Annotated in this window: 12 protein-coding genes; 7 read left to right on the top strand and 5 right to left on the bottom strand. The window is 73.6% G+C overall.

Features of this window, described 5'->3' with window-relative positions; genetic code table 11:
- Window positions 1-242 precede the first annotated feature (242 nt).
- The 4 genes from egtA to egtD are packed head-to-tail and all read left to right on the top strand — an operon-like array spanning window position 243 to window position 4643.
- Window positions 243-1544 (top strand): ergothioneine biosynthesis glutamate--cysteine ligase EgtA, encoded by a 1302-nt coding sequence (egtA, locus tag AB0P07_RS26055; protein WP_365554747.1) that lies wholly within the window; start codon window positions 243-245, stop codon window positions 1542-1544.
- Window positions 1541-2875: an ergothioneine biosynthesis protein EgtB gene (gene egtB / locus AB0P07_RS26050; protein WP_365554745.1), complete on the top strand. Its 1335-nt coding sequence runs from the start codon at window positions 1541-1543 to the stop codon at window positions 2873-2875. The genes egtA and egtB overlap by 4 nt, the downstream gene beginning before the upstream one ends.
- On the top strand, window positions 2875-3675 hold the full coding sequence (gene egtC, locus AB0P07_RS26045; RefSeq protein WP_365554742.1) for an ergothioneine biosynthesis protein EgtC: 801 nt from the start codon (window positions 2875-2877) through the stop codon (window positions 3673-3675). The genes egtB and egtC overlap by 1 nt, the downstream gene beginning before the upstream one ends.
- Window positions 3672-4643, top strand: a complete 972-nt coding sequence (gene egtD, locus AB0P07_RS26040; RefSeq protein WP_365554739.1) for an L-histidine N(alpha)-methyltransferase — start codon at window positions 3672-3674, stop codon at window positions 4641-4643. Before egtC ends, egtD begins: the two co-directional genes overlap by 4 nt.
- A gap of 45 nt (window positions 4644-4688) precedes the next feature.
- Here egtD and AB0P07_RS26035 read toward each other — a convergent pair whose 3' ends face one another.
- Window positions 4689-5957: an extracellular solute-binding protein gene (locus AB0P07_RS26035; protein WP_365554736.1), complete on the bottom strand. Its 1269-nt coding sequence runs from the start codon at window positions 5955-5957 to the stop codon at window positions 4689-4691.
- 247 nt (window positions 5958-6204) lie between these two features.
- On the opposite strand from AB0P07_RS26035, the gene AB0P07_RS26030 reads away from it, so the two are divergent.
- Window positions 6205-6420 carry a dodecin gene (locus tag AB0P07_RS26030; RefSeq protein WP_030399431.1) on the top strand — a complete coding sequence of 72 codons (216 nt, stop codon included), beginning with the start codon at window positions 6205-6207 and terminating at the stop codon, window positions 6418-6420.
- Between the two features lies 1 nt (window position 6421).
- Here the strand turns inward: AB0P07_RS26030 and AB0P07_RS26025 are convergent, their stop codons facing one another.
- Window positions 6422-6913 (bottom strand): hypothetical protein, encoded by a 492-nt coding sequence (locus AB0P07_RS26025; protein ID WP_365554732.1) that lies wholly within the window; start codon window positions 6911-6913, stop codon window positions 6422-6424.
- A gap of 120 nt (window positions 6914-7033) precedes the next feature.
- Between AB0P07_RS26025 and AB0P07_RS26020 the strand changes: the two genes are divergently transcribed.
- Both AB0P07_RS26020 and AB0P07_RS26015 read left to right on the top strand, forming a co-directional pair.
- Window positions 7034-8053 (top strand): LLM class flavin-dependent oxidoreductase, encoded by a 1020-nt coding sequence (locus tag AB0P07_RS26020; protein ID WP_365554729.1) that lies wholly within the window; start codon window positions 7034-7036, stop codon window positions 8051-8053.
- 40 nt (window positions 8054-8093) lie between these two features.
- Window positions 8094-10439, top strand: coding sequence for an excinuclease ABC subunit UvrA (locus tag AB0P07_RS26015; protein WP_365554727.1), 2346 nt, complete (start codon window positions 8094-8096; stop codon window positions 10437-10439).
- Between the two features lie 45 nt (window positions 10440-10484).
- On the opposite strand, the gene AB0P07_RS26010 is transcribed toward AB0P07_RS26015, so the two are convergent.
- From AB0P07_RS26010 to AB0P07_RS26000, 3 genes are all read right to left on the bottom strand, one after another.
- Entirely contained in the window at window positions 10485-11405 is a 921-nt protein-coding gene (locus tag AB0P07_RS26010) for a PRC and DUF2382 domain-containing protein (protein WP_365554725.1), read from the bottom strand.
- 72 nt (window positions 11406-11477) lie between these two features.
- Window positions 11478-12305 (bottom strand): lysophospholipid acyltransferase family protein, encoded by an 828-nt coding sequence (locus tag AB0P07_RS26005; RefSeq protein ID WP_365554722.1) that lies wholly within the window; start codon window positions 12303-12305, stop codon window positions 11478-11480.
- A complete protein-coding gene (locus AB0P07_RS26000) occupies window positions 12302-13075 on the bottom strand; it encodes a GNAT family N-acyltransferase (protein ID WP_365554719.1) in 774 nt (257 codons plus the stop codon). The genes AB0P07_RS26005 and AB0P07_RS26000 overlap by 4 nt, the downstream gene beginning before the upstream one ends.
- Window positions 13076-13299: the final 224 nt, after the last annotated feature.

Below are 13299 nucleotides of genomic sequence, written 5' to 3'. Positions count from 1 at the left end.
CCCCGTCGTGCTCATGCGGAAATCCTGGGCGATGCTGGGGCTGTGGTGCAACGGAGTTTCCCGACCGGCCAACGCCGGGGAACGCCCTCGGGAACGGGCGGATCTCGGAGATTACCGAGCGGGAACGTCCCGATATGCATCCTTGTGCGGAGCGGCACGAGGGTCTTGGGTGGGACGGGTGTGCCGGCCCGGCCCACCGCAGAAGGGCCGGCGGCATGGTGGAATCTCAGGAGGATCCCGACATGTTCGATCCGGTTGGTGGCTGTGTCCGGCCACGTACCGCCGTCAGTGAGGCCGAGGTCGAGGCGCTCGTCCGCGGCATCTGCTTCAAGACCGGTCCGCCCAGGCTCCTCGGCGTCGAGGTGGAATGGCTCGTCCACGAGTTGCGCGCGCCGCGGCTCCCCGTGTCACCCGAACGGCTCCGCGCGCTCTACACCGCCCTGCGGGGCGTGCCCCTGCGGTCGGCGCTGACCGTCGAGCCCGGCGGCCAGCTGGAGCTGAGCTCGCTGCCCGCCGCGTCCCTGACGGAGTGCGTCCGCTCCGTCAGTGCCGACCTCGACGCCGTGCGCGCCGTACTGCGCGAGGACGGCCTGGCCCTGGTCGGCCTCGGCCACGATCCCTGGCACCCGCCGCGCCGCTATCTGCGCCGGCCGCGCTACGACGCCATGGAGTCCTGTCTCGACCGCACCGGTCCCGGTGGCCGGTTCATGATGTGCGCCTCCGCCTCGGTGCAGGTGTGCGTGGACGCGGGGCACGAGGAGCCGGGTCCGCTGGGTCACGTACGCCGGTGGTGGCTGGCCCATCATCTGGGCGCCGTGCTGCTGGCCGCGTTCGCCAACTCCCCGCTGTCCGGCGGACGGCCCACCGGCTGGCGGTCCACCCGGCAGCTGCGGTGGACGCAGATCGGCAGCGGCCGGGCGGGCGGCCCCGTGCTGGACTCCGACCCCCGCGGCGCTTGGACCCGGCACGTGCTGGACGCCCCGGTGATGTGCGTACGCCGCGACGGCGGCCCCTGGGACGTGCCGGAGGGTCTGACCCTGCGGGAGTGGACCCGTGAGCTGGTGCCGAGGCCGCCGACCCGGGAGGACCTCGACTACCACCTGACCACGCTCTTCCCGCCGGTCAGGCCGCGCGGCCATCTGGAGCTGCGCATGATCGACGCGCAGCCCGGGGACGACGGCTGGATCGTGCCGCTGGCCGTGACCGCCGCGCTGTTCGACGACCCGGAGGCCGCCGAGACCGCCTACCGTGCCGTCAAGCCACTGGCCGAGCGCACCCACGGCCTGCCCGCGCCGCACAACCCGCTCTACGAGGCCGCGGCCCGGGACGCCCTGACCGACCCGGAGCTGCGCGAGGCGGCCGTCGTCTGCTTCGCCGCGGCGCTCGCCGCGCTCCCCCGGCTCGGCGCGACGGCCGACGTGAGCGACGCCGTCGCCGGGTACCTGGAGCGCTACGTCCTCAGGGGGCGCTGCCCCGCCGACGATCTGCTGGACATGCCGGGCGGCCTCGGCCCCGGCCCGCACGGGAAGGAGACCCGCTCATGACCGACCCCGCTGACGCGACCACGACCCCCACCGCCGAGGCCCTGCGGGAGCGGGCCCTGACCACGCTCGTCACCGCGCGGGAGCGCACCACGCTGCTGACCGGCTCCGTCGACGGCCCCGACCTGACCGCCCAGGTGTCGCCCCTGATGTCCCCGCTCGTGTGGGACCTGGCGCACATCGGCAACCAGGAGGAGCAGTGGCTGCTGCGCGCGGTCGCCGGACAGGAGGCGATGCGCCCGGAGATCGACAGCCTGTACGACGCCTTCGAGCATCCCCGCTCCGAGCGACCGAGCCTGCCGCTGCTGTCGCCCGAGGAGGCTCGAAGGTACGCGGCGGACGTGCGCGGACGCGCCCTGGACGTGCTGGAGCGCACCGCGTTCGAGGGGACGCGGCTGACGGAGGCGGGCTTCGCCTTCGGGATGATCGCCCAGCACGAGCAGCAGCACGACGAGACCATGCTGATCACGCATCAGCTGCGCAGGGGGCCGCGGGTCCTGACCGCGCCCGATCCCGATCCGGCGGGGCTGTTCACCGGGCCGGCCGAGGTCCTGGTGCCGGGGGGCCCCTTCACGATGGGCACGTCGACCGAGCCGTGGGCGCTGGACAACGAACGCCCCGCGCACCGGCGCGAGGTCGCGCCGTACTTCATCGACACCGTCCCCGTGACCAACGGCGCCTACCAGGCGTTCATCGACGACGGCGGCTACGACGACCCCCGCTGGTGGACCCCCGAGGGCTGGGACCACGTCCGCCGGCACTCCCTCACCGCCCCGCTGTTCTGGCGCCGGGACGGCGGGCAGTGGCTGCGGCGCCGCTTCGGGGTCACCGAGGCGGTCCCGGCCGAGGAGCCGGTGCTGCACGTGTGCTGGTACGAGGCCGATGCCTACGCCCGCTGGGCGGGACGCCGGCTGCCCACCGAGGCCGAGTGGGAGAAGGCCGCGCGGTGGGACCCGGCCGGCGAGCGGGCCATGCGCTACCCGTGGGGCGACGCCGACCCCGGCCCGGAACACGCCAACCTCGGGCAGCGGCACCTGCGCCCGGCACCCGCGGGCAGCTACCCGGCCGGCGAGTCGCCGCTCGGCGTACGGCAGCTGATCGGCGACGTGTGGGAGTGGACGTCGAGCGACTTCGCGCCGTACCCGGGCTTCCGGGCGTTCCCGTACCGGGAGTACTCGGAGGTGTTCTTCGGCCCCGACTACAAGGTGCTGCGCGGCGGTTCCTTCGCCGTGGACGCGGTGGCCTGCCGGGGCACGTTCCGCAACTGGGACTATCCGATCCGGCGGCAGATCTTCTCCGGGTTCCGCACGGCCCGCTCGGCGGAGGCTTCCTGATGTGCCGGCACCTGGCCTACACGGGCCCCGCGGAGGTGCTCGGCGCGCTCCTGGTGGCGCCGCCGCACGGTCTGTACCGCCAGTCCTGGGCGCCCCGGCACCAGCGGTACGGCACGGTCAACGCCGACGGGTTCGGCGTCGGCTGGTACGCCGAGGGCGACCCGGTACCGGCCCGGTACCGCCGGGCCGGGCCGATCTGGGCGGACCAGTCCTTCGCCGACCTGGCCCGCGTCGTGCGCACCGGTGCGCTGCTCGCGGCCGTACGGGACGCGACACTGGCCGGCGCCGACGCGGAGGCGGCCGCCGCGCCGTTCGCCGCGGGGACCTGGCTGTTCAGCCACAACGGCGCCGTGCCGGGCTGGCCGGACTCGCTGGCGCCGGTGGCCGCGACGCTGCCGCCCGGACCGTTGCTGTCGCTGGAGGCGCGCAACGACTCGGCGCTCGTGTGGGCGCTGGTCCTGGCCCGGCTGCGCGCCGGGGACGACGAGGGCCGGGCGCTGACCGAGACGGTGCTGGAGGTCGCCGCGGCGGCCCCCGGCTCCCGGCTCAATCTGCTCCTCACCAACGGCTCCACCGTCACCGCCACGACCTGGGGCGACACCCTGTGGTACCTGGCCCGTCCGGGCGGCGGCACGGTCGTCGCCTCGGAGCCCTACGACGACGACCCCGGCTGGCAGGAGGTCCCCGACCGCACCCTGCTGACCGCGAGCCGCACCGACGTGCGGCTCACCCCGCTCAAGGACCCGGGCGAGACCGCCCCCGCAGACGCTTCCGTCTCTTCGAAGGAGCCCCGAACGTGAGCCAGTTCCGTCTGACCCGGACGCTGCCCGAGGACGCCACGGACGCCGCGCTGCGCGCCGACGTCCTGGCGGGCCTGACGAGCACGCCCAAGTGGCTGCCGCCGAAGTGGTTCTACGACGCACGGGGCAGCGAGCTGTTCGAGGCGATCACCGCGCTGCCGGAGTACTACCCGACGCGGGCCGAGCGGGAGGTCCTCGTCGACCGGGCCGGCCGGATCGCGGAGGCGACCGGTGCCCGCACCCTGGTCGAGCTGGGCTCCGGCTCCTCGGACAAGACTCGGGTCCTGCTCGACGCGCTGACCGAGCGGAACGGGCTGCGCGGCTACGTACCGGTCGACGTCAGCGAGAGCGCCCTCGCGCAGGCCGGGCAGGCGCTCGTCGCCGAGCGTCCCGGTCTCCAGGTGCACGCGCTGATCGCCGACTTCACGGGAGGGCTGACGCTGCCCGACACACCGGGCCCCCGGCTGGTGGCGTTCCTCGGGGGCACCATCGGCAACCTGCTGCCCGAGGAGCGCGGCGCGTTCCTGGCCTCCGTGCGCGCCCTGCTCTCCCCGGGCGACGCCCTGTTGCTGGGCACGGACCTGGTCAAGGACGAGGGGGTGCTGGTCCGCGCGTACGACGACGCGGCCGGGGTGACGGCCGAGTTCAACAAGAACGTGCTGTCGGTGGTGAACCGCGAGCTGGAGGCCGACTTCGCGCCCGCGGCCTTCGAGCACGTGGCGCTCTGGAACGCCGAACGGGAGTGGATCGAGATGCGGCTGCGCTCGCGGGCCGCGCAGACCGTCAAGATCCAGGCGCTCGACCTGGTCGTGGACTTCGCGGACGGGGAGGAGTTGCGCACCGAGGTGTCCGCGAAGTTCCGACGGGAGGGCGTGCGGGCCGAGTTGGCGGCCGCCGGGTTCGGTCTGGCCCACTGGTGGACGGACCGGGAGGGGCGCTTCGCCCTGTCGCTGAGCGTGGCACGCTGAGGTGCGGCGGGGCGGGACCGTCGGGTCGGCCCCGCCCCGCCCCGGTCAGCGCGTGTTGGGGTCCAGCAGTTCGGTGATGCGGTCGGACGCCTTACCGGCCTCCGATTTCGCGTCGGCCCCCTTGAGCACCTTCGTCATGTACGCCTTGATCGGGTTGTCCGCCTCGACGGCGCCCCATTGCGGCGTGCCGGGGGTCGCCCGGCCCTGTGCGGCGCCGGCGGCCATGGCCTCGGCCCCTTCCTCGCCGGAGACGGCCTCGGCGAGCGTCTTCTTGTTGGGGACGTAGTTCATGGTGCGGGCCAGGTCGGTGTTCCACTTCTCGCCCGCGAGCGCCTCGACCACGGCGAGGGCGCCTTCCTCCTGGTCGGTGTTCTTCGGGACGACGAGGTCGGAGCCGCCGGTGAAGACGGCTCCGGGGTTGTCCGCGCTCTTGCCGGGCACGGGGAAGAACCCGATCTTGCCCTTGAGGCCGGGGTTCTCGCGCAGCACGGACTGCGCCTGGCCCGGCACCGCGATGATCTGCGCGACCTGACCCTTGGCGAAGACCCCGGCCTGCGGCGGGTGTTCCTCGTCGGCGTCGACCGGTCCGTCGCCCAGGGCCTGCAGTTCGCGGTAGAAGTCCATGCCGCGCAGGGCCTCCTCGGAGTCGAGGGCGCCCGTCCAGACACCGCCCTCGCCGGCCTGGGTGGCCAGTTCGCCGCCCTCGTCCCAGATGAAGCCGGCAAGCGTGTACCAGTCCTGGCCGGCCAGGTAGATGCCCTGGTCGCCGTTCTTGTCGAGCTTCTCGGTGGCGTCGAGCCACTCCTCGCGCGTGCGGGGCGGTTCGTTGACGCCGGCCTGCTCGAAGAGGTCCTTGCGGTAGATGACGACGCGGTTGGCGGCGTACCAGGGCACGCCGAACTGCTGGGACATCCACTGCCCCGGTTCGGCGAGGCCCGGCAGCCAGTCGCGGATGCCCCAGTCCCGCATCGACTCCAGGGTCAGGTCCTGCAGCCGTCCGCCCTCCGCGTACTGCGGGACCTGGGTGTTGCCGACCTCGATGACGTCGGGGCCGTCCGAGCCGTCGGCCTTCAGCGCGGTCTGGACCTTGTCGCCGATCCCGGTCCATTCCTGGATGCGGATGTCGAGGTCGAGGTCGGGGTGGTCGGCCTCGAAGCCCTCGGTGAACCGCTTCAGGAAGTCCTGGGAGGCGCTGTCCTTCATCAGCCACACGGTGACGGTGTGCCGATCGCCCCCGCCGTCCTGCGAGATCAGGCCGCAGCCGCTGAGCACGGAGGCGGACACACAGACAAGGGCGAGGAGGCGACGTCTCACGAGGGGTCCTTCTGACTGACGAACAGAGGGCGGAGGCAGGTGCGTCCTGCGCACGCGAAGGGAGACCCGACGTGGGGGGCGAGCCCGAGGCTCGAACGGGTGTCTGGGATTTTGGTATGGACCATTACAAAGGTCAAGGGGAGCTACCGGATTCCGCCCCGAAGGCCGACGCCTCGCGCTCCGTCCCGGCTTGGGGCACGGTGGAGTGACGCAGGGCACACGGCTGTCCTGGGAAGGGAGCGCCCGCATGTCGAACCACACCTACCGGGTCACCGAGGTCGTCGGCACCTCGCCCGACGGCGTCGACCAGGCCGTCCGCAACGCCATCACCCGCGCCTCGCAGACCCTGCGCAAGCTGGACTGGTTCGAGGTGACACAGGTGCGCGGCCAGATCGAGGACGGGCAGGTCGCGCACTGGCAGGTCGGTCTCAAGCTCGGCTTCCGTCTGGAGGAGTCGGACTGACTCAGGTGCGCCCCTCGCGCTCCTGCGCCACGCGCAGCTCGGCCGACCGGGCCGCCCAGCGGGCCCGGAGCACGGTGAAACCGGCCCGCTCTGCGTCGTCGCAGACCAGCTCGTCGTCGTCCACCAGGACCCGCACCTCGCGGGTCCGCGCGAGGCGCCGCAGGATCTCCAGCTTGGTGCGCCGGGCGGGCCTGCGGTCGGCGTTGCCGCGCATGTGCACGACGCCCTCGGGCAGGCCGTGCGCCGCCAGCCAGTCGAGGGTGTCGCGCCGGCAGCGCTCGGGCCGGCCGGTCAGATAGACGATCTCGCACTCCTTCGCGCTCTCCCGCACCAGTGCGATGCCCTCCGCGAGCGGCGGATCGTGCGGCGCGGCCGCGAAGAACGCGTCCCAGTCGCGCGGCCGGCGCTCCAGGAAGCGCTGCCGGTGCGCAGTGTCGGCGAGGGTGTTGTCCAGGTCGAACACGGCCACCGGGGCCTTGTCGCTGTCGCTCACGCGCTCACCCTAGAGGGCGCCGCCGGGAAACGGGAAAGAAGCACCGGACTTCCGCGCCGGGGGTCCGATGCCGGAGGCCCGCGCCGGGAATCTGTGCCGGGCACGGGCGTTGAACATCATGTGACCTCCTCGATCGCCACCACCCGCTTCTCCGTCCTCGACCGGTCCCGCATCCGCACGGGCCGCAGCGCCGGGGAGGCACTGCGCGACACCGTGGAGCTGGCGCGGGAGGCGGAGCGGCTCGGCTACCACCGGTTCTGGGTGGCGGAGCACCACGGCGTGCCCGGCGTGGCCGGGTCGGCTCCGACCGTCCTCGCGGCCGCCGTGGCCGGGGCGACGCAGCGCATCCGCGTCGGCACCGGGGGCGTGATGCTGCCCAACCACCGGCCGCTGGTCGTCGCCGAGCAGTTCGGCGTGCTGGAGTCGCTCTTCCCCGGCCGGATCGACATGGGGCTGGGCCGCTCGGTGGGCTTCACCGACGGCGTCCGCCGGGCGCTGGGCCGGGAGAAGGACGACGCCGAGGACTTCGACGCACAACTGGCCGAGTTGCTCGGCTGGTTCCGCGGCACCTCGCCCACGGGCGTGCACGCGCGCCCCGCGGAGGGGCTGACCGTACCGCCGTTCGTGCTGGCGATCGGCGAGGGCGCGGCCGTCGCCGCGCGTGCGGGCCTGCCGATGGTCATCGGAGACCTGCGCGACCGGGACCGGATGCGCCGCGGCATCGACCGCTACCGCGCCGGGTTCCGTCCCTCCGAGTGGAGCCAGGAGCCGTACGTCGTCGTCTCCGGCACCGTGGCGGTGGCCGCGACACCCGAGGCGGCCCGGCTGCTGCTCGTCCCGGAGGCCTGGTCCATGGCCCACGCCCGCACGCGCGGCTCCTTCCCGCCGCTGGCCCCGGCCGAGGAGATCGAGGCCCGGACGATGACCGGCAAGGAACGCGACCTGTACGACGCGGGTCTGGCGGGCCACGTCGCCGGCACGCAGGAGCAGGTCGCCGACGAGCTGGAGACGCTCGTGAAGGAGACGGGCGCGCAGGAGGTCCTGGTCACCACCAGCACGTACGACCGCGAGGCGCTGCTCGACTCCTACCGGCGGCTCGCCCGTGTCACCGGCACCGGACCGCCCGACGCCCCGGCATAGAATCGCGGAGTTTGTCCCCCACCGTACGGAGTTCCCCGCGATGCACAGCCCCCACGACCCGTACGTCCGCGTGCGCGACGCCCGCGAGCACAACCTCAAGGGCGTCGACGTGGACGTCCCCCGGGACGTGGTGGCGGTGTTCACCGGCGTCTCGGGGTCGGGGAAGTCGTCGCTGGCCTTCGGGACGGTCTACGCGGAGGCGCAGCGGCGCTACTTCGAGTCGGTCGCGCCGTACGCCCGTCGGCTCATCCACCAGGTGGGCGCGCCGAAGGTGGGCGAGATCACCGGCCTGCCGCCCGCCGTGTCGCTCCAGCAGCGGCGGGCCACCCCGACGTCCCGCTCCTCGGTGGGGACGGTCACCAATCTCTCCAACTCCCTGCGGATGCTCTTCTCCCGGGCCGGCGACTACCCGCCGGGCGCCGAGCGGCTGGACTCCGACGCCTTCTCGCCGAACACCGCGGCCGGGGCCTGCCCCGGGTGCCACGGGCTCGGCCGGGTGCACCGCACCACCGAGGAACTGCTGGTGCCGGACCCCTCGCTGTCGATCCGGGACGGGGCGATCGCCGCGTGGCCGGGCGCCTGGCAGGGCAAGAACCTGCGGGACGTACTGGACGCGCTCGGTTACGACGTGGACCGGCCCTGGCGCGAGCTGCCCGCCGAGGCGCGGGAGTGGATCCTGTTCACCGACGACCAGCCGGTGGTCACGGTGCACCCGGTGCGGGACGCGGGCCGCATCCAGCGGCCGTACCAGGGCACGTACATGAGCGCCCGGCGCTATGTGATGAAGACCTTCGCGGACTCCAAGAGCGCCACCCTGCGGGCGAAGGCGGAGCGGTTCCTGACCAGCGCGCCCTGTCCGGTGTGCGGTGGCGGCAGACTGCGGGCCGAGTCCCTCGCGGTGACCGTCGGCGGCCGCACCGTCGCCGAGCTGGCCGCCCTGCCGCTCACCGAACTGGCCGCCCTGCTGCCGACCGAGGGCGAGACGGCCAGGGTGCTGACCGAGGACCTCGTCTCGCGGATCGCGCCCGTCGTCGAGCTGGGACTCGGCTATCTGAGCCTGGACCGCCCCACGCCCACCCTGTCGGCGGGCGAGCTGCAGCGGCTGCGGCTGGCGACCCAGCTGCGCTCCGGGCTGTTCGGGGTGGTGTACGTCCTCGACGAGCCCTCCGCGGGGCTGCACCCGGCCGACACCGAGGCGCTCCTGACGGTGCTGGCGCGGCTGAAGGCGGCCGGGAACTCGGTGTTCGTGGTGGAGCACCACCTGGGGGTGATGCGCGGCGCCGACTGGATCGTGGACGTCGGTCCGCTGGCCGGCGAGCACGGCGGGCGGGTGCTGTACAGCGGCCCGGTCGACGGGCTGGCCGGGGTCGCGCAGTCCGCCACCGCCCGGCACCTCTTCGGCCGCTCCCCCGCGCCCGCGCGTGAGGTGCGCGTGCCGCGGGGCACGGTGACGGTCGGTCCGGTGACGCGGCACAACCTGCGCGGCGTGACCGCGCGGTTCCCGCTCGGGGTGCTCACCGCCGTGACGGGCGTGTCGGGCTCCGGGAAGTCGACGCTGGTCGGCGAGATCTCGGAGGACCTGGCGGGGGTGGACGCGCTGGTCTCCGTCGACCAGCGGCCGATCGGCCGCACCCCGCGCTCCAACCTGGCGACCTACACGGGACTGTTCGACGTCGTGCGCAAGGTCTTCGCCGCCACCGACCAGGCGCGCGAACGCGGTTACGGCGTGGGCCGGTTCTCCTTCAACGTGGCGGGCGGGCGCTGCGAGACCTGCCAGGGCGAGGGTTTCGTCAGCGTCGAGCTGCTGTTCCTGCCGAGCACGTACGCGCCGTGCCCCGACTGCGGCGGGGCCCGCTACAACCCCGAGACGCTCGAAGTGAGGTACCGGGGGCGGAACATCGCCGAGGTGCTGGAGCTGACCGTGGAGGGCGCGGCGGAGTTCTTCGCGGACACCCCGGCGGTGGCCCGCAGTCTGGCCGCGTTGCTGGACGTCGGTCTCGGCTATCTCCGGCTCGGCCAGCCGGCGACGGAGCTGTCCGGCGGAGAGGCGCAGCGCATCAAGCTGGCGAGCGAGCTGCAGCGGGGGCGGCGCGGTCACACCCTGTACCTGCTCGACGAGCCGACGACCGGTCTGCACCCGGCCGATGTCGAGGTGCTGACGCGGCAGTTGCACGGTCTCGTCGACGCCGGGCACACGGTGGTCGTGGTCGAGCACGACATGGGTGTGGTGGCCGGCGCCGACCACGTGATCGACCTGGGTCCCGGCGGCGGCGACGCGGGCGGCCGGATCGTGGCCGCGGGGACGCCCGTCGAGGTGGCGGGCGCCGAGGGGAGCGCCACCGCTCCCTTTCTGGCCCGGGCCCTGAACGACGGGAAGCGCCGGTGAAGTCGGTTCACCGGCGCACGGTCCCGCGCTGACGTCGGGGGACGGTCACTCGCGGCCCCGCCGCTTGCCGCTCTGCCGGGTCTCGTCCTCGGTGAAGGTCTCGGTCTCGGCCTCGATGCGCTCCTTGCGGACCTGGCCGCGCACCGTCTCGTTCTCCGTGAACTCCTCCGTGGTCATCCGGACGCGCTCCACCGGCACCGTCTCCGTCTCCACGACGGGGCGTTCCGCGTGCAGCGTGACCTCGTGCTCGGCCTCGCTGATCTCGGGCCCGGCCAGCGCCTCGTCACGGTTGGCGTCCGTGATCGGCTCGCGCACCACGCGCACTTCCTCGTGGGTCACCGGGACGGTCTGCTGCACCTCTTCCGTGACGACGTACTTGCGGAGCCTGGCCCGGCCCGACTCGTGGCGTTCGACGCCGACGCGCATCTGCTCCTCGGAGCGGGTCATGGCCTCGTCACCGCGCAGGGCCTCGCGCCGCGCGGCGTCCTCGCGGCCGGTCGTACCGCCCGGTGTCGTGCCGGCCACGCCCGCGGCACCCGCCGCTCCGGCCGCTCCGGCCGCTCCGGCCGCTCCGGCGTTGCCCGCCGTGCCCGTTCCCTCGGCGAAGCGCCCGTCGTCGGTTCGTTCGGCCTCCGACAGCACGCTGTCCCAGTTGATGCCGTAGTAGTCGTACAGCCGGTGCTCCTCGGTCTCCGACAGATGGCCGCCCGCGTCGACGTCGACAGAGGGCGCGCCCTTGACCTGGTCCTTGCCGTAGGGAACCTCGAGGTGGTCCTGGACCAGCGCGGCGTCGCGGATGGGCACGAAGGACTCGGCGGAGCCGAACATGCCCGTCTTGACGCTCACCCACTCGGGGCGCCCGGTCATGTCGTCGAAGAAGACATGCTTCGCGTCGCCGATCTTGTTGCCGTCCCCGTCGTAGACCGGTTGGTCCAGGACGTTGGCGATCTCTTCACGGGTGATCATCTGCCATCACCCTCCTTTCGGGTGCCTGCTTTCCGATTGTCCGCATCCAGCGGGGAGGAAACGGCACAAACATCACAAACTACACATACTTTTCGAATGTGCTTTCCCCTGGTGGCCGTGGACCGCGTGCTCCGCCGCCCGGGCCAGAGAGCGACGGTCGGGGTGACGGCCTGGTGGCAGGGCCGAACACACTTCCACCTCGGCGGTCAGTCCCCGCGCCGACGCCACCCGCCAGAGGGAGGCGAGCAGCGTGTCCGCGCCGACGAACGCGGGCGTCGTGCTCATCGCCCGCTCCCCGGCCAGGTAGCGGATCCGGACCGGCTGGACCGGCACCCCTGCGTCCAGGGCGGCCTGGAACACCGCCCGGCTGAACGGTCCGCGGGCGCGTCCGCACCAGGTGCTGCCCTCGGGGAAGGCCGCCACCGCGGCACCCGCGCCGAGGGCCCGGGCGATCGCGTCGACCGTGTGCGGCAGGGCCCGTATCCGGTCCCGTTCGACGAACAGCACCCCGGCGCGGGCGGTCGGCCCGCCCGCCACCGGCCAGCGCCGGATCTCGCTCTTGGCCAGCATCCTGGCGGGCCGTACCGCGGCGAGCAGCGGGACGTCGAGCCAGGAGACGTGGTTGGCGACGAGGAGCAGGCCGCCCTCGGGCGCTGCGGCGCCGGTGAACCGGACCCGGACGCCCGCGGCCCGCACGACCCACCGGCACCAGCTTCGCACCAGGGCGACGGGCAGCCTGCGCCGCAGGCCGGACGGAGCCAGTACAGCGGCGAACCCGGTGAGGAGGAGCGCGGCGACCGCGGTGAGCCGCAGCGCGGCGCGCGGCACGGCCGCGGCGCCGCGAGACGGTTCCACGCACGCCCCGGGGGTGCAGGGCGCGACGGGCAGCCAGCCGCTCACCGGGCCGGGACCAGCGAGAGGAAGTGGCGCAGATAACGCGGGTCGACCCGGCTCATCGGCAGCAGCACGTACAGGTCGGCGACGCCGAAGTCGACGTCGTGGGCGGGCTCCCCGCAGACCCAGGCACCGAGCCGGAGGTAGCCGCGCAGCAGCGGCGGCAGTTCGGTGCGCGTGGCGGGCGCCGCCGGACGCGGGGCCCAGGGCAGCAGCGGCCGTACCCGGTACTCCTCGGGCGCCAGGTGCTTGGCCCGCACCCGGTCCCAGGTGCCGGCGGCGAGGCTTCCGCCGTCGGCCAGCGGGAGGGAGCAGCAGCCCGCCAGCCACTGATGGCCCCGGTCGGTCATGTAGCGGGCTATCCCGGCCCAGATGAGGCCGATGACGGCGCCGTCGCGGTGGTCGGGGTGCACGCAGGACCGGCCGACCTCCACGAGTCCGGGCCGGATCGCGTCCAGGGACGCGAGGTCGAACTCGTTCTCGGCGTACAGCCGCCCGGCGACCGCCGCGCGCTCAGGGGGCAGCAGCCGGTAGGTTCCGACGACCTGCCCGGTCGTCTCCTCGCGCACGAGCAGGTGGTCGCAGTACGCGTCGAAGGGGTCGACGTCGTGTCCGGGCTGCGGGCTCGCCAGCAGCGCGCCCATCTCCCCGGCGAAGACGTCGTGCCGCAACCGCTGTGCGGCGCGCACGTCGTCCTCGTCACGGGCGAGGGCGATCGTGTAGCGGCGGGGCGTGGCGGGCTGCTTGGGGCGGTCAGCGGTCAGTACGCCGGTCATGGGTGCTCTCCTGGGCCGGGGACGGGTCCGTCACAGTTCTTCCGACGCCGGCTGTACTGCGCATGACGACTGCCCGGAGCACGGATGTGCGCTTCCTGAAATGCCGGGCTCCCGGACCGGGGGCCGGGCAAGCGCCCGGACCGGGGGCCGGGCAAGCGAAACGGGGCCGGGAGGAGCACCTCTCCCGGCCCCGTCCGTCCGCACCTGTCGGCGAACGTCGTGGG

The organism is Streptomyces sp. NPDC085944, assembly GCF_040686295.1.
Classification (GTDB): domain Bacteria; phylum Actinomycetota; class Actinomycetes; order Streptomycetales; family Streptomycetaceae; genus Streptomyces; species Streptomyces salinarius.
Note: the sequence above shows the minus strand (reverse complement) of the source record. Positions and strands in the feature narration are given on the sequence as shown.

Coding starts and splice junctions, on each gene's coding strand:
- egtA (WP_365554747.1), top strand. CDS start 243: ATGTTCGATCCGGTTGGTGGCTGTGTCCGGCCACGTACCGCCGTCAGT.
- egtB (WP_365554745.1), top strand. CDS start 1,541: ATGACCGACCCCGCTGACGCGACCACGACCCCCACCGCCGAGGCCCTG.
- egtC (WP_365554742.1), top strand. CDS start 2,875: ATGTGCCGGCACCTGGCCTACACGGGCCCCGCGGAGGTGCTCGGCGCG.
- AB0P07_RS26030 (WP_030399431.1), top strand. CDS start 6,205: ATGTCGAACCACACCTACCGGGTCACCGAGGTCGTCGGCACCTCGCCC.
- AB0P07_RS26015 (WP_365554727.1), top strand. CDS start 8,094: ATGCACAGCCCCCACGACCCGTACGTCCGCGTGCGCGACGCCCGCGAG.
- AB0P07_RS26010 (WP_365554725.1), bottom strand. CDS start 11,405: ATGATCACCCGTGAAGAGATCGCCAACGTCCTGGACCAACCGGTCTAC.
- AB0P07_RS26000 (WP_365554719.1), bottom strand. CDS start 13,075: ATGACCGGCGTACTGACCGCTGACCGCCCCAAGCAGCCCGCCACGCCC.